The sequence below is a fragment of the Herbaspirillum hiltneri N3 genome (assembly GCF_001267925.1).
Classification (GTDB): Bacteria; Pseudomonadota; Gammaproteobacteria; order Burkholderiales; family Burkholderiaceae_D; genus Herbaspirillum; species Herbaspirillum hiltneri.
The window spans coordinates 210,807-226,954 of record NZ_CP011409.1 but is presented as its reverse complement, the minus strand read 5'-3'; the positions used below and the strand labels follow the sequence as shown (position 1 = coordinate 226,954).

The window sequence follows — 16,148 nt, the reverse complement described above, 5'->3', positions numbered from 1 at the left end:
GATAAAGAAGGGAAACTTGTCTGAGCGCAGCGAGTTTGTTTCCCTTCCCGATTTGAGTACGGCACCAACGGGTACCCCGAAGGGGCGGCGAATCGCGGTCGCCTTTCTTTGCTTACTTTCTTTGGCGAAGCAAAGAAAGTGAGCGGCTGCCGGGCCGCCCCCGGCAACCACGGTCGTCCGAAGAAAGAAAAGATTTAGGTAGATAAGACAAGTCCGTCGGAACAACCGACAAGAACTCACCCCACCTTATCCAACTTCGCCACACTCAAATCCAGCAACTTCATCCCGAACTTCCCGAAGTTGATATGCGCCCGCGTACTCCCCCCGCCGCCTTCGATATTGACGATCACCCCCTCGCCAAACTTGGCATGCGCCACATTCTGCCCGATCCGCCATCCGGAATCCGGCCGCGAAAAGTTTTGTGCGATCTTGTTGTTGCCGGATTCCGGCGCAGCGTCCCAGGCCGACTTGGGATGCGCAAACCAGCTGTGCTGCTGCGGCTGAATCTTCGGCGAAAGCCACTTGATGGACTCGTCCGGGAGTTCGTCAAAGAAGCGTGAGCGCATGTTGTAACGCGTCTGGCCATGCAGCATGCGCGTCTGGGAAAAACTCATGTACAACCGCTTGCGCGCGCGCGTGATGGCCACGTACATCAGGCGCCGCTCTTCTTCCACGCCGCCCTCTTCCTTGGCACTGTTCTCGTGCGGGAACAAGCCCTCCTCCAACCCGGTAATGAACACCGCGTCGAACTCCAGTCCCTTGGCCGAGTGCACGGTCATCAGTTGCAAAGCATCCTGCCCGGCCTGCGCCTGGTTGTCGCCGGCTTCCAGCGATGCATGCGAGAGGAAGGCCGACAGGGGCGACATGATGGTCGTCAGCGCGGCGTCGGCGTCGATGATCTCGATACCGTCGGCGGTCGTGATGGACGTGCCGGCAACGGCTTGCGCCTGCGGTCCCAGGAAGGCAGGCGCATCCAGGCCGTAGCCTTCTTCCGAGACGAACAAGGTCGCGGCGCTGACCAGCTGCTCCAGATTCTCGATGCGGTCGGCGCCCTCTTTCTCGTTGCGGTAGTGCGTCAGCAAACCGCTGCTGTCGAGCACCACCTGCACCATTTCCTGCAAGGGCAGATTCTGCGTTTCAAAACGCGCGGCTTCGATCAGCTTGACGAAACCGTTGAGCGTCGAACCGGCCTTGCCCGCCACGTAAGGCACCGCCGCATACAGCGAGCAGTTGTACTGGCGCGCAGCATCCTGCAATTGCTCCAGCGCCTTGGCGCCGATGCCGCGCGTAGGGAAGTTCACCACGCGCAGGAACGCCGAGTCGTTGTGCAGATTGTCCATCAGCTGCAGATACGCGATTGCGTGCTTGACTTCGGCACGCTCGAAGAAGCGCTGGCCGCCGTACACGCGATACGGAATCGCCGACGAAAACAAGGCATGCTCGAGCACCCGCGACTGCGCATTGGAACGATACAGCAAGGCGATCTCGCTGCGCGCCCAGCCTTCGGCGATCAGGTTCTTGACCTGCTCGATGATCCATTGCGCTTCCTGCAGATCGCTGCTCGCTTCGAACACGCGCACCTGCTCGCCATGGCCGGCGTCGGTGCGCAGATTCTTGCCGAGGCGCTTACTGTTGTTGGCGATCAGGATGTTGGCGGCGTCGAGGATGTGGCCGTGCGAGCGGTAGTTCTGCTCCAGCTTGATCAGGTTCTGCACGCGGAACTCGCGCTCGAACGCCGTCATGTTGCCGACATTGGCGCCGCGGAATGCATAGATGCTCTGATCGTCGTCGCCCACCGCAAACACCGCGCCGCCGTCGACCTGGCCCTGGCCGGACATGATCTTGAGCCACTTGTACTGCAGGTCGTTGGTGTCCTGGAACTCATCCACCAGCACGTGGCGGAAGCGGCGCTGGTAATGCTCGCGCAACGGCTGGTTGCGCGACAGCAGTTCATAGGTGCGCAACAGCAGCTCGGCAAAATCGACCACGCCTTCGCGCTGGCATTGCTGGTCATACAGGTCGTAGAGCTCGACGAACTTGCGGTTGTAGTCGTCATGCGCCTCGACGTCCTTGGCGCGCAGGCCCTGGTCCTTGGCGCCGTTGATGAAGTACATCAGATTGCGCGGCGGATACTTCTCGTCGTCCACGTTCATCTGTTTGAGCAGACGCTTGATGGCCGACAGTTGATCCTGCGAGTCGAGGATCTGGAAAGTCTGCGGCAACGCGGCGTCGCGGTGATGCGCGCGCAGCAGGCGGTTGCACAGGCCGTGGAAGGTGCCGATCCACATGCCGCGCGTGTTGATCGGCATCATCGCCGACAGGCGCGCGGTCATTTCCTTGGCCGCCTTGTTGGTAAACGTCACCGCCAGGATGCCCGAAGGCGACACTTGCCCGGTCTGGATCAGCCACGCGATGCGCGTGGTCAGCACGCGCGTCTTGCCCGAACCGGCGCCGGCTAGGATCAGTGCGGATTGTGCGGGAAGGGTGACGGCGGCAAGCTGCTCGGCGTTGAGATTGTGGAGAAGATTTTGCATCCCGCGATTATACGTCCGCACGTCATCGCGGATGCGCGCAGCCTGCATATTCCGGCTTGGCGCGGCCCCGCCGGCCCGCCGAAATCCCGCGCCGCCGGCAGGTTTCCGTCAAACGGCGTAAAATTCTGCACGGCAACACGGTATCACGGCATCGCCGCCGCTTGCCCTCCTGCTCGCCCTCCTCTTACGTCCAACATGTCCGAAGAAGCATTACGCCCAGTTCCCCTCGCCGCCGAAGGCGCATCCCCGCACGCACACGCGCAGTCGACGCCGATTTCGGCATCGCCCTCCCAAACCGCCGTCATGGTCCAGATCCTGTCGACCGTGCTGTTCACCTTCCTTGCCTACATGACCATCGGCATCCCGCTCGCGGTGTTGCCCGGCTATGTCCACCTGGATCTCGGTTACAGCTCGTTCATCGCCGGCCTGTCCATCAGCGTGCAATATCTGTCGACCTTGATCACGCGCGCCCAGGCCGGCCGCATGGTCGACACCGTCGGCCCCAAGAAGACCGTCATGCGCGGCATGCTGGCCTGCGTCGCCAGCGGCGCTTTCCTGGTGCTGGCGGCATGGTCGGCGGAACTTCCGTGGCTGAGCCTGTCCATGATTCTGGTCAGCCGCTTCTGCCTCGGCATCGGCGAAAGCCTGGCCGGCACCGGCTCCATCATCTGGGGCATCGGCCGCATCGGCGCCGCCCATACCGCGCGCATGATTTCGTGGAACGGCATCGCCACCTATGGCGCACTGGCCATCGGCGCGCCGCTGGGCGTGGCGCTGCTGCACGTGGGCGGCTTTGCGGCCATCGGCTTCCTGGCGCTGGCGTTGCCGCTGATCGGTTACGCGATCGCGCGCCGCCGCCCTGCCGTCCCCGTCGTGCGCGGCGAACGCCTGGCCTTCCGCCTGGTGCTCAACCGCGTGCTGCCATACGGCATCGGCCTGGCGCTGGGCACGGTCGGCTTCGGCGCCATCGCCACCTTCATCACCCTGTATTACGCCAGCCATCAGTGGTCCAACGCGGCGTTTTCGCTGACGCTGTTCGGCGGCTGCTTCATCGGCTCGCGCCTGTTGTTCGCCAACGCCATCAATCGTTTCGGCGGCTTCAAGGTGGCGATTGCGTCCTTCATCGTCGAGGCATCCGGCCTGATCATCTTGTGGCTGGCCGGTTCTGCGGAAGTCGCCATGGCCGGCGCCGCGCTGGCCGGTTTCGGTTTTGCGCTGGTGTTCCCGTCGCTGGGCGTGGAAGCGGTCGGCCTGGTGCCGGCGCCCAACCGCAGCGCGGCGCTGGGCGCGTATTCGGTGTTCCTCGACCTGGCGCTGGGCATCACCGGTCCGCTGGCGGGCCTGATCGTGGGGCAATTCGGCTACGAAGAAGTATTCCTCTTCGCCGCCGTCGGCGCACTGTGCGCGGTGGTGCTGACGCTGTCCCTGTTCCGGCGTGCGCAACTTGCCGTCGAAACAACACGCTGACGCCTTGTGATGATGCCTTTCATCCCCAAGTGTTATTCATGGGGCTGCAGTTTTGGCATAAAATCGCAGCGTTGCATTCCATCACACCAAGGAGCGAAACAATGGCAAAGAAAAACGTAGCAGCGATCAACATCGGCATCAACGACAAGGATCGCAAGAAGATTGCGGACGGTCTCAGCAAGCTGCTGGCCGATACCTACACGCTCTACCTCAAGACCCACAATTTCCACTGGAACGTCACCGGCCCGATGTTCAACACGCTGCACCTGATGTTCGAAGGCCAGTACAACGAACTGGCGCTGGCCGTCGACCTGATCGCCGAACGTATTCGCGCGCTGGGTTATCCGGCGCCCGGTTCGTACAAGGAATTCGCCAAGCTGTCGTCGATCCCCGAAGCCGAAGGCGTGCCATCCGCACAAGACATGATCGCCCAACTGGTGGCCGGCCAGGAAGCGGTGACCCGCACCGCGCGTTCGCTGTTCCCGGCCGTCGACGCCGCAGCCGACGAACCGACCGCCGATTTACTGACGCAGCGCATGCAGCTGCATGAAAAGAACGCATGGATGCTGCGCAGCCTGCTCGAAGGCTGATATCCGGCATCTGCCGCGCATGAAAAAATGCCGCTGACATCATGACGATGCAGCGGCATTTTTCATTTCCGGCACGACGCGTTCAGAACAGATCGGCAAACCGGCGCGCCGCCGCCTCCGGATCGTCGGTCATGTAGACGCTGCTGATGGCGGCCACCATGTCGGTCCCCTGAGCTATCAGCGGCAGGCAGTTTTCCTGCGTCATGCCGCCGATGACGACCACCGGCAGCGGTATTTCCTTCTTCGACTCTGCCACGATTTCCGGCGCGGTCCTGAAATCGTACTTCTTCACGCGCGACGGGTAGAAGCCGCCGAACGCCACGTACGTCGCTCCGGCCGCGTACGCATCGCGCGCCAGTTGCAAGGTCCCGTAGCACGAGGCGCCGACGATCTTGTCCTTGCCGACCCGTGCGCGTACGTCCGCCACCGACGCATCGGTGCCGCCGACATGGATGCCTTCGGCGTCAAGTTCCAGGCAGAGGTCGACGTGGTCGTTGATGATGAAAGGCGTATCGTGGCGGCGGCAGACTTGCAGCAAGGCGCTCGCCTGCTCCTTGCGCAGGTCCGCAGCAGCGGTCTTGTGCCGGTACTGCACCAGCTTCGCGCCCCCTCTAATGGCTTGTTCGGTTGCGTCGACCAGTTTGCCGGTCTCGTCCCAGTCCGGCGTCACGATGTACAGTCCGCGCAAGGACCATGGTTTCACTTCACTCATTTGTATTCTCCTGCAAAGGATTTTTCATGCAACGGCACGCGATTGGGAATGCGCTGCCCGGGTGCAATCGCATAGGAGGTCGCCAGCGCGTGCTGGCAATAGTGCTGTGCCGCGTCGATGGCGTCGCGCATGCCGAGGCCGTGCGCCAGCATCGCCGACAAGGCCGCCGCCAGCGTACAGCCGGTGCCGTGGAATTCATCCGGCAAACGCGGCCAGCGCCACGATGCACCTGCGCCCTCCGGACCGAACCAGCGATTGACCACATCTTCCTCTTGCGGACCGTGGCCGCCTTTCAGCAAGACATGTTCGCAGCCGCGTTGCATCAATATCGCGGCCTGCGCTTCCCTGCCATGCTCGCCGCCGCACAGGCGATCTGCTTCATTCAGATTGGGCAAGATGACGGTGGCGACGGCATACAGAGGCGCAATCGCCTGCGCGGGGTCATCCGTGGACAGGCGATTGCCATGGCCGCTGGCCAGCACCGGATCGACCACCACGGGCAAATCCGGCCGGCGGGATCGCAACTGCAAGATCAATTCGACGATCGTCTCGGCGTTGCGCCGATTGCCGGCGATGCCCAGCTTGACCGCGCGAATGTCGAAGCGGTCGATCAGCACCTGCGCCTGATGGCGGATCAGCTCCGCATCGATCGGATGCACGGCAAACACGCTGACGTTGTCCTGCACCGTCAGCGCCGTCGGCACCGACAGCGGATGGCAACCGAGCGCGCTGATGGCAGGAATATCGGCCTGCATCCCTGCACCGCCGCTGGGGTCGGACCCGGAAAACACCAGCACGCACGGTGGCGCCGGACGATAGGAAGTCGTCATCAGGCCCGGCCCGCTCAGACTACGCGTCCCGCCATCGGCGACGACGGCGACGCCGCGAAGCGTTTCGGGATACGACCGGCGAGGAAGGCTTCGCGGCCGGCTTCCACCGCCAGCTTCATCGCCCGCGCCATGCGAAGCGGATCGCGCGCACCGGCGATGGCCGTATTCATCAGCACGCCGTCGCAACCGAGTTCCATCGCAATGGCCGCATCGGAGGCCGTGCCGACACCGGCATCGACCAATACCGGAATCTTCGACTGCTCGATGATCAGCGAGAGATTCCACGGATTCAGGATGCCCATGCCGGAGCCGATCAGCGACGCCAGCGGCATCACCGCGACCACGCCGATATCTTCCAGCATGCGCGCCTGGATAGGATCGTCGCTGCAATAAACCATCACGTCGAAACCATCCTTGACCAGCGTCTCGGCGGCTTTCAGCGTCTCCGGCATGTTCGGGAACAGGGTCTTTTCATCGCCCAGTACTTCCAGCTTGACCAGCTTGTGGCCGTTCAGAAGTTCACGCGCCAGTTGCAAGGTGTAGACCGCATCCTCAGCGTTGTAACAGCCGGCGGTGTTCGGCAGGATGGTGTAGCGCGAAGGCGGCACCGCGTCGAGCAGGCTGGGCGCATTCGGGTCCTGGCCGATGTTCACGCGACGGATCGCCACGGTGATGATATCCGCGCCGCTGGCCTCGGTGGCCAGACGGGTTTCGTCGAGATCCTTGTACTTGCCGCTGCCGACCAGCAGGCGCGAGTTGTAGGTCTTGCCTGCAATGGTCAGACCCGCATCTGCAGTCAGCGCGGGAGCGTCGTTCATATTCATGTCAATTCCTTTCAGGTTTCAGCCGCCGCCGATGGCGCGCACCACGTCGACACGATCGGCGTCGGCCAGCACGCGTCCGGCCCACAGCTGCGACGGCACCACTTGCCGGTTCACGGCCACCGCCACGGCCTTGCCGGTCAGCTCCAGCTCGGCGATGAGCTGGGCCAGGTCGGCACCGTCGGCCAGGGCGTGCGGCTTGCCATTCAATTCAATCTGCATCGCATTCACCGCAATCGTCAAAGCAATCAGGTCTTGGAGTAAATCTCGGCGCCCATCTTCACGAACTCCACCGACTTCACTTCCATGCCCTGCTTCAATGCGGCGATCTCCGAGATGCCTTCCTTGGCGGCGTAGTCGCGCACTTCCTGGGTGATCTTCATCGAGCAGAAATGCGGTCCGCACATGGAGCAGAAATGCGCCACCTTGGCCGAATCCTTGGGCAAGGTCTCGTCATGGAATTCGCGCGCCTTGTCCGGATCGAGGCCGATGTTGAACTGGTCTTCCCAGCGGAATTCGAAACGCGCCTTCGACAGCGCGTTGTCGCGGATCTGCGCGCCCGGATGGCCCTTGGCCAGGTCGGCTGCATGCGCGGCGATCTTGTAGGTGATGATGCCGTCCTTGACGTCGACCTTGTTCGGCAGGCCCAGATGTTCCTTCGGCGTGACGTAGCACAGCATCGCCGTGCCGTACCAGCCGATTTGCGCGGCGCCGATACCGGAAGTGATGTGGTCGTAACCCGGCGCGATGTCGGTGGTCAACGGTCCCAGCGTGTAGAACGGCGCTTCGTGGCACTGCTCCAGCTGCAGGTCCATGTTTTCCTTGATCAGGTGCATCGGCACGTGGCCGGGACCTTCGATCATGACTTGCACGTCATGCTTCCAGGCGATCTGCGTCAGTTCGCCCAGGGTCTTCAGTTCGCCCAGTTGCGCTTCATCGTTGGCGTCGTAGATCGAACCCGGACGCAGGCCATCGCCAAGGCTGAAGCTGACGTCGTAGGCCTTCATGATCTCGCAGATGTCTTCGAAGTGCTCGTACAGGAAGGATTCCTTGTGATGCGCCAGGCACCACTTGGCCATGATGGAGCCGCCGCGCGAGACGATGCCCGTCATGCGCTTGGCGGTCAGCGGCACGTATTGCAGGCGTACGCCGGCGTGGATGGTGAAGTAGTCGACACCCTGTTCGGCCTGCTCGATGAGCGTGTCGCGGAAGATTTCCCAGGTCAGGTCTTCGGCCTTGCCGTTGACCTTTTCCAGTGCCTGATAGATCGGCACGGTGCCGATCGGCACCGGCGAATTGCGGATGATCCATTCGCGCGTTTCGTGGATGTTCTTGCCGGTCGACAGGTCCATGACGTTGTCGCCGCCCCAGCGGATGGCCCAGGTCATCTTTTCGACTTCTTCGCCGATGGAAGAGGTTACGGCCGAGTTGCCGATGTTGGCGTTGATCTTGACCAGGAAGTTGCGGCCGATGATCATCGGCTCGACTTCAGGGTGGTTGATGTTGGCGGGGATGATGGCGCGGCCGCGGGCGACTTCGTCGCGCACGAATTCCGGCGTGATCATGGCCGGGATCGAGGCGCCGAAGGACTGGCCCGGATGCTGGCGGCCCATCAGGTCGGCCAGCTTGTTGCCCATCGGGCCGGAGGCCTTCAGCTGCTCCAGGTATTCCTGGCGGCGCAGGTTTTCGCGGATGGCGATGAATTCCATTTCCGGCGTGATGATGCCTTTGCGCGCGTAGTGCATCTGGGAGACATTGCCGCCGGCTTTGGCGCGGCGCGGTTTGCGGTGCAGGTTGAAGCGCAGCTCGGCGAGCGCCGGGTCGTTCAGGCGCGCCTGGCCGTATTCGGAAGTCGGGCCATCCAGTTCCTCGGTGTCGTCGCGCTCGAGGATCCACGGCAGGCGCGGTGTCGACAAGCCGTTGCGGATGTCGATCTTGGCGTCCGGATCGGTGTACGGACCGGACGTGTCGTAGACGTAGATGGGCGGATTCTTTTCCGAACCGAACATGGCAGGCGTATCGGACTGGCTGATCTCGCGCATCGGCACGCGGATGTCTGGACGCGAACCGGTGACATAGATCTTGCGGGAATTCGGTAACGGCTGGACGGCTGCTTCGTCTACCGTGGCGGTAGCGGAGAGGAATTTCGGATTGGCGTTCATTTTGGCTCCTTTGCGGTTGGCTTTTGGAGCCAGCAAAGGAGGATTCGGAAAGGGACCTGTTGCGTGCAGAAGATGCAATACGGTAGTTCCGGCGCTTCCCTTCGCTGGCATTACCCAGATCAGGTTCAAGGGTATTTCTCACCCGTTTGCCGTATGTTGGCATTCAGGACCCCTAGCATTTGTTCTCTTACCACGTTCAGTTTCAAACGTCGTGGGCCGGATTCTACACCCATAATCCGGCCCGTGACATCACAAATTTCGACTAGTTGTCATGAGAGAAATCCTATGGAAATCCATGGCACCGCAGCAACAATCAGCAGCCCGGCAAGCAGCGCGCCGAGGTAAGGCCAGATCTTGCGCATGCCGGCATCGGGGCTGACGCGGCCGATGGTGCAGGCGCTGTAATAGCCCAATCCGAACGGCGGCGCGAACAGGCCGATGCCCATCGCCAGGATCACCACCATCGCGTAATGCACCTCGTGCACGCCGAGTTGCCTGGCGATCGGAAACAGCAGCGGCCCGAACAGCACCATCGCCGGGATGCCTTCCAGCACGCTGCCCAGCACGATGAAGGTGACGATGGAAATCAGCAGAAAACCCCAGCGTCCGCCCGGCATCAGCGACATGATGTGCGCCAGGTCGTGCGAAAAGCCCGACTGCGTCAGTGCCCATGCCATGCAGGTCGCGGTGCCGATGATGAACAGGATCGCGCCTGACAGCGAAGCGGTTTCGACCAGCATCGGATACAGGCGCTTCACGTCGAAGCGGCGATAGACGAGGATGCCGACCACGATGGTGTAGGCGATGCCGATGGTCGAGACTTCGGTCGCCGTCGCCACGCCTTCCACCACGGCGGTGCGGATCAGCACGGGAATCGCCAGCGCCGGCAGCGCCACGACGAAGGTGCGCAGCACGACTTGCAGCGATGCACGCTTGACGTCCTTGAGGTTGCTCTCCGAGATGCGCTGGCGCGCAAGGATCGCCAGCGCGATCGCCAGCACGATGCCCGGCAACAGGCCGCCGGTGAACAAGGCGGCAATCGACACGCCGGTGACCGAGCCGATGGTGATGAGGACCAGCGACGGTGGGATTGTCTCGGCCATCGCGCCCGATGCCGCCAGCAGGGACACCAGTTCGCCTTCCTCCATACCGCGTTTTTTCATCTCGGGGAACAGCACCGGCGCTACCGCCGCCATGTCGGCCGTCTTGGCGCCGGAGATACCCGACACCAGCATGATCGCGCCCAGCAGCACGTACGACAAACCACCGCGCACGTGGCCCAGCAGCGAGGCAAGAAAAGCCACCATGGCCTTGGCCATCTGCGTCATTTCAATCAGTTGCCCGAGGAGGATGAACAGCGGCACCGCCAACAGGATCAGCGAACTCATGCCTTCGTTGATGCGGCCCGGCACCACCTCCAGCGGCGTCGACGTAGTGCACAGCAGATAGGCAATCGTCACCAGCCCGAAGCAGAATGCAATCGGCACGCCGGCCAGCACGCCCGCCCCCAGCAACGCGATAAAGAAGAACGCCAGGTTCCAGTTGCCCATGGCCTGCAACTGGCTGCCGCCCAGATACAAGGCGGCGGCAATCGCCGCCAGCACCACGGCGACGAATCCCAGATCGCGCCAGCCGTGCCGCGCCAGACGCAGGCCGGAGACGCACAGCATCAGCAGACATCCCACCGCCAGCGCCGCCTCGCGCACGGTGCCGGGCAAACCCAGCGCAGGCGTCTCCACCACCCATTCGTTCTGTGCGTAGTCGACGGCGGGCAGCAACAGCATGCCGATGAACAGGCAAGGCGTACCGACCGCAATCGCTTCGATGCGCGCGCGCCAGGCCGGCGACAGTTTGCCGATCAGCGCCGTCATGCGCATGTGTTCGCCGCGCCGCAAGGCGACCGCGGCACCGAACATCGCCAGCCACAGGAACACCGTCGACGCCAGTTCATCGGCCCACACCAGCGGCTGATGCAGCACGAAGCGCGAGAACACGCTGGTCAGCAAAATGCCCACTTCCGCCACCACGGCGATGGCAGCCGGAATCTCGATGAGCATGCCCAGCGCACGGTCCAGATGCGTCAAACCCAGACTGGGGCACGGCATGGTCTCTATGTGATGGCCGGCGGCCATCATGCCAGCTCTCCGGAATATTGCTGCAGCAAATGCCAGCCTTGTTCGCCGAACTTGGCTTTCCAGTCTTTATAGAACGTGGTCTTGCGCAAGGCATCGCGGAAGGCGTTCTTGTCGACGTCGATGAATTGCAGGCCCTTGCCGCTGAGCTCCTGGCGCAGCGAATCGTTGAGCCTGGCGATGTCGGCGCGCTGATCCAGCGCCGCCTTGTCGAATTCACGCAGCACGATGGCCTGCACGTCCGCCGGCAATTTCTGGAAGGCGCGCTTGTTGCCGAGCACCAGATACGCATCCCACACGTGGCTGGTCATGCTGCAATACTTTTGCACTTCATACAGGCGCGCCGTAGCGATGATGGGCAACGGATTTTCCTGGCCTTCGACCAGCTTGGTCTGCAGCGAGGAATACACCTCGTTGAAATTGATCGGCGTCGGACCTGCGCCCAGCGACTGGAACAGCGAGGTCAGAATGGGCGCCGCCGGCACGCGCAGCTTCATGCCGCGCAGGTCGTCCGGCGTGCGGATCGGCTTGACGCCCGAAGTGATCTGGCGGAAGCCGTTGTTCCAGGCGCGTGACATGCTCATCACGCCGACCTTGTCGATCTGGCTGAAGATGTACTTGCCGAGATCGCCGTCCATCGCCTTCCACACTTCATCGTAGTTGGAGAAGGCGAAGCCGGTGTTGACGATGCCGGCCGCCGGCACCAGCGTCGCCAGGATGGACGCGGCGATGTTGAAGAACTCGACGCCGCCGTTGCGCACCTGCGCCAGCAAGTCGGTATCCGAGCCGAGCTGGTTGGCAGGAAACAGCTTGATGTCGACGCGACCGCTGGTGGCTTCCTTGATGCGGGTGATGGCGTCTTGCGCGCGTTTGTTGACCGGGTGCGTGGGATCCTGGCCGGTGGCGAACTTGTAATTGAATTCGGCGGCATGGGCATATTTGGCGATCCATGCCGACATCGGCAAGGCCGCACCGGCGGCACCGTAGGTGAGTAGCTTGCGGCGGGTGGTCCCGCTCTGCGTGAGTGTGTCCTTGGTCATGTCTGTCTCCTTGATTTTGGTTTTACTTGTTATTGCATGCAGTCGTTCCTGTTTTTCCTGTCTTGTTTCCTTTTCTGGTGCGCAGTACTTATAGCCACGACTTGATGTTGGCCGACATCACTGCGGCCGAGATACCGTAGCGGTCGTGCAGGGTCGGCAAGGCGCCGGCGTCGAGGAAGGCGTCCGGCAGGCCGATCTGGCGGAAAGCCGGCGGCCGCACGTTGGCGCGCATCAGCACGCCGGCCACCGCTTCCCCGAGACCGCCGACGACGGAATGGTTTTCCGCGACGATGACCATGCGGCCGCTGCGCGCCGCTTCCTTGCGGATGGTCTCCTCGTCGAGCGGCTTGATGGTCGGCACATGCAGTACGCCGACGTCCACGGTGTCCTTTTGCAGCAGCTTGGCCGCCTCCAGTGCGCGCATGGTCATCAGGCCGGTGGAAATGATCAGCACATCGCGGCCGTCGCGGATCATCTTGGCCTTGCCCAGCTCGAACTTGTAGTTGTACTCGTCCAGCACCGCAGGCACGTTGCCGCGCAGCAGGCGCATGTACACCGGTCCCCGGTGATCGGCGATCTGCGGTACGGCCTGTTCGATATCGAGCGCGTCGCAGGGATCGACGATGGTCAGGTTGGGCATGGCGCGGAAAATCGCCAGGTCGTCGGTGGCCTGATGGCTGGGGCCGTAACCGGTGGTCAGTCCCGGCAAAGCGGCGACGATCTTGACGTTGAGGCTCTCCTCGGCGATCGCCATGCAGATGAAATCGTAAGCGCGGCGCGACGCAAACACGGCGTAGGTCGTGGCGAACGGCACCATGCCTTCGCGCGCCATGCCGGCGGCGGCGCCCATGAGCAGTTGTTCCGCCATGCCCATTTCATAGAAACGTTCCGGATGTTCCTTGGCGAAGATATGCAGGTCGGTGTACTTGGCCAGATCGGCGGTCATGCCGACGATGTCGGTGCGCACGTTGGCCAGCTCCGCCAGCGCGTGGCCGAACGGCGCCGGACGCGTGGCTTGCCCCTCCGCCGCCAGCGAGGCGATCATCGCGGAGGTGGTCAAACGCGGCTTGGCGGGCGCCTCGTTCTTTGCGTCCATTTGTTTTTCTATTACCTGATTTTCTTTTACCTGACTCATGCTTCGCTCCCGACATAAAGCGTATCGAGCGCGAGTTGCCATTCTTCAGGATCGACACGGATAAAGTGATTCTTTTCGCGCCCTTCGAGGAAAGGCACGCCCTTGCACATCTTGGTGTCGCAGATGATCACGCGCGGCTTGTCTTCCGCCAGCACGCGCGCACGATCGAATGCCGCGACCACTTCCTTGAGGTTGTTGCCGTCGACGCGCTGCACGTACCAGCCGAAGGCTTGCCATTTGTCGGCCAGCGGTTCGAAGTTGAGCACGCTCCTGGACGGACCGTCGGCTTGCTGGTTGTTGACGTCGACGATGGCGATCAGGTTGCCGAGCTTCCAGTGCGCGGCGGACATGGCCGCTTCCCAGGTCGCGCCTTCATCGAGCTCGCCGTCCGACAGCAGGTTGTAGACGAAAGAAGAAGATTTCTTGCGCTTGAGGCCGAGCGACATGCCGACCGCCACCGTCAGTCCCTGCCCCAGCGAGCCGCCGGTGATTTCCATGCCGGGCGTATAGGCCGCCATGCCCGACATCGGCAAACGGCTGTCGTCGCCGCCATAGGTTTCCAACTCTTCCTCGGGCAGCACGCCGGCCTCGATCAGCACCGCATACAAGGCGATGGCGTAGTGGCCGATCGACAGCAGGAAGCGATCGCGCTCTTCCCAGTGCGGATTGCCCGGCTTGTAGCGCAGCGCGCGAAAATACGCGACTGCCAGCACGTCGGAGATGCCCAGCGCCTGGGCGATATAGCCCTGTCCCTGTACCTCGCCCATGCGCAGCGCTTTCTTGCGGATGCGGTAGGCGCGTTCGGCGAGCGTGAAATTTTGTTCCGTGGTGGTCATTGCAACTCCTTGGTGAATCGGCTAGTGAATCAGCATGCCGCCGTTGACGTCCAGCGTGACGCCCGTCAGATAGGACGACAGGTCGCTGGCGAGGAAGAGGCAGCTGTTGGCAACGTCATCCGCAACGCCGAGACGATTGAGCGGAATGCCCTTGAGGATGTCGACCTTCATCTCGTCGGTCAGCTTGCCGGCGGTGATGTCGGTCTGGATCAGGCCGGGCGTGAGCGAGTTGACGCGGATGTTGTCCGGTCCCAGTTCACGCGCCATGGCGCGCGCCAGTCCGAGAACGCCGGCCTTGGCGGCGGAGTAATGCGGGCCGCCGAAGATGCCGCCGCCGCGTTGTGCCGACACCGACGACAGGCAAACGATGGAACCGCTGCGGCGGCTGCGCATGTGCGGGATCAGCGCCTGGCTCATGTAGAGCGTGCCGCGCAACGAGACGTCGGTGACGGCTTCGTAGTTCTCCGGCCGGATGTCCATGATCTTCAACGGCTGCGTAATGCCGGCGTTGTTGACCAGGATGTCGACCTGGCCGAGACGCTGCAGGATTTCTCCGGCGGCGCGTTCGCAATCGGCCTTGACCGTGACGTTGCAGGCCAGCCCGATATGGCCGGCGCCGATGTCGCCGGCAGCAGCGACGGCGGCGGCTTCGTCCAGATCGAGAATGGCGACGCGGCCGCCATGCGCGGCAAACAAACGGGCCACGGCCTTGCCGATACCGCGAGCGGAAGCAGCGCCGGTGATGACGGCGACTTTGTCTTTGAGTAACACTTTTGTCTCCTTGATGGATTTGTTCGTTCCTGGCGCCAGGCCGGCTCTATTAGATTTATTTCACAACGGGCCTGGCGACGGATGGAGTATTCACCCCGCTCAATGGGCCGGCAAGCTAGAATCCCTCAACATGCTTTGAATAATTTTCATAACAAGAACAAGCAAAAGAACCCCTGCAGGGAGACACGCCATGCACCATCTGCCGCCACTCAAGTCGGTGATCGCCTTCGAGGTAGTCGCGCGCCTGGGCAACATCAGCAAGGCCGCCGAAGAGCTGAACCTGACGCCCTCGGCCGTCAGCCACCAGATCACCAATCTGGAGAATTTCGTCGGCCTGAAACTGTTCGGCCGCACCTCGCGCGGCGTCGTGCTGACGCCGGCCGGGGAGCGCTATCAGCAAAGCCTGGCCGGCGCGCTGGCACTCATCGCCAGCGCGGCGCAAAATGCGCATGCCGACGACGGCATCGAAGTGCTGCGGGTGCATGCTTCGCCGAGTTTCGCCAGCTTGTGGCTGATGCCAAGGCTGCCTGCCTTCATGCACGAACATCCCGACATCCGCATCCGGCTATCGGCGTCGTACATGCATTCCGATTTTTCGCAGGGGGAGATCGACCTCGATATCCGCTATGGCGCGGCGCGCTGGGCCGACCTGCATGTGGAAACGATCTCGACGGAAGAGGTCATGCCCATGATCAGTCCCGCGCTGGCGCAACGGCTGAATCTGCACAATCCGCACGACCTGCTGCAGCAAAGCCTGATCTTTTCCGAAGTCAATCTGGTGCAATGGCCGCAATGGTTTGCCGCACACGGCATCCAGGTCAGTCCGAGCCAGTACGCGCTCAGTTTCGATCGCGCCTATCTGGCCATCGAAGCAGCGATACAGGGATTGGGAATCGCGCTCGACAGCACCTGGCTGGCCGCCACGGCGCTCAAGGAAGGCCGGCTGGTGCCGGTGTTTCCGGATCGCAAGGGCATCCGCGTCCATGCGCATCACCTGGTGTATCCGGCCACGCATGGAAAATGGGCCAAGGTGGAGCGCTTCAAGCGCTGGCTGTCGGCGCAGGCGCAACACGGCTGAATGTGCCGAATTCCGGGCTGGGAGCCTGTTTGGGCGGCGA

The 16,148-nt window shown here is 62.6% G+C and carries 14 protein-coding genes and 1 riboswitch; of the genes, 3 read left to right on the top strand and 11 right to left on the bottom strand.

The genetic code is table 11. The features are described from left to right. Positions 1 to 236: 236 nt before the first annotated feature. A complete protein-coding gene (locus F506_RS01020; RefSeq protein WP_053201117.1) occupies positions 237 to 2,534 on the bottom strand; it encodes a UvrD-helicase domain-containing protein in 2,298 nt (765 codons plus the stop codon). Between the two features lie 303 nt (positions 2,535 to 2,837). Between F506_RS01020 and F506_RS01015 the strand changes: the two genes are divergently transcribed. Both F506_RS01015 and F506_RS01010 read left to right on the top strand, forming a co-directional pair. Beyond that, positions 2,838 to 4,001, top strand: coding sequence for an MFS transporter (locus tag F506_RS01015; RefSeq protein WP_053194930.1), 1,164 nt, complete (start codon positions 2,838 to 2,840; stop codon positions 3,999 to 4,001). 101 nt (positions 4,002 to 4,102) lie between these two features. Further along, complete coding sequence (locus F506_RS01010; RefSeq protein WP_053194928.1) at positions 4,103 to 4,591, top strand: Dps family protein; 489 nt, start codon at positions 4,103 to 4,105, stop codon at positions 4,589 to 4,591. 82 nt (positions 4,592 to 4,673) lie between these two features. Here F506_RS01010 and thiE read toward each other — a convergent pair whose 3' ends face one another. The 10 genes from thiE to F506_RS00960 all read right to left on the bottom strand — a co-directional run bounded on the left by thiE (position 4,674) and on the right by F506_RS00960 (position 15,030). Further along, positions 4,674 to 5,303 carry a thiamine phosphate synthase gene (thiE, locus tag F506_RS01005; protein WP_053194927.1) on the bottom strand — a complete coding sequence of 210 codons (630 nt, stop codon included), beginning with the start codon at positions 5,301 to 5,303 and terminating at the stop codon, positions 4,674 to 4,676. Then, a complete protein-coding gene (thiD, locus tag F506_RS01000) occupies positions 5,300 to 6,133 on the bottom strand; it encodes a bifunctional hydroxymethylpyrimidine kinase/phosphomethylpyrimidine kinase (RefSeq protein ID WP_053194925.1) in 834 nt (277 codons plus the stop codon). The genes thiE and thiD overlap by 4 nt, the downstream gene beginning before the upstream one ends. Before the next feature lie 14 nt (positions 6,134 to 6,147). Then, on the bottom strand, positions 6,148 to 6,957 hold the full coding sequence (locus F506_RS00995) for a thiazole synthase (RefSeq protein ID WP_053194923.1): 810 nt from the start codon (positions 6,955 to 6,957) through the stop codon (positions 6,148 to 6,150). Positions 6,958 to 6,975: 18 nt separating this feature from the next. Then, a complete protein-coding gene (gene thiS, locus F506_RS00990) occupies positions 6,976 to 7,176 on the bottom strand; it encodes a sulfur carrier protein ThiS (RefSeq protein WP_053201116.1) in 201 nt (66 codons plus the stop codon). A 26-nt stretch (positions 7,177 to 7,202) separates the two neighbouring features. Next, positions 7,203 to 9,116: a phosphomethylpyrimidine synthase ThiC gene (thiC, locus tag F506_RS00985; RefSeq protein ID WP_053194922.1), complete on the bottom strand. Its 1,914-nt coding sequence runs from the start codon at positions 9,114 to 9,116 to the stop codon at positions 7,203 to 7,205. A gap of 79 nt (positions 9,117 to 9,195) precedes the next feature. Further along, positions 9,196 to 9,300, bottom strand: a riboswitch (TPP riboswitch). 85 nt (positions 9,301 to 9,385) lie between these two features. Continuing rightward, entirely contained in the window at positions 9,386 to 11,248 is a 1,863-nt protein-coding gene (locus F506_RS00980) for a TRAP transporter large permease (protein WP_053201113.1), read from the bottom strand. After that, positions 11,248 to 12,288, bottom strand: coding sequence for a TRAP transporter substrate-binding protein (locus tag F506_RS00975; RefSeq protein WP_053194920.1), 1,041 nt, complete (start codon positions 12,286 to 12,288; stop codon positions 11,248 to 11,250). The genes F506_RS00980 and F506_RS00975 overlap by 1 nt, the downstream gene beginning before the upstream one ends. A gap of 88 nt (positions 12,289 to 12,376) precedes the next feature. After that, on the bottom strand, positions 12,377 to 13,384 hold the full coding sequence (locus tag F506_RS00970; RefSeq protein ID WP_053194918.1) for a transketolase family protein: 1,008 nt from the start codon (positions 13,382 to 13,384) through the stop codon (positions 12,377 to 12,379). A 35-nt stretch (positions 13,385 to 13,419) separates the two neighbouring features. After that, the gene (locus F506_RS00965; protein WP_053194916.1) at positions 13,420 to 14,259 is read right to left on the bottom strand and encodes a transketolase; all 840 of its coding nucleotides are present in this window, start codon (positions 14,257 to 14,259) and stop codon (positions 13,420 to 13,422) included. A 21-nt stretch (positions 14,260 to 14,280) separates the two neighbouring features. Beyond that, positions 14,281 to 15,030 carry an SDR family NAD(P)-dependent oxidoreductase gene (locus F506_RS00960; protein WP_053194915.1) on the bottom strand — a complete coding sequence of 250 codons (750 nt, stop codon included), beginning with the start codon at positions 15,028 to 15,030 and terminating at the stop codon, positions 14,281 to 14,283. Positions 15,031 to 15,220: 190 nt separating this feature from the next. On the opposite strand from F506_RS00960, the gene F506_RS00955 reads away from it, so the two are divergent. Continuing rightward, complete coding sequence (locus F506_RS00955; RefSeq protein WP_053194913.1) at positions 15,221 to 16,108, top strand: LysR substrate-binding domain-containing protein; 888 nt, start codon at positions 15,221 to 15,223, stop codon at positions 16,106 to 16,108. The last annotated feature ends 40 nt before the right edge of the window (positions 16,109 to 16,148 follow it).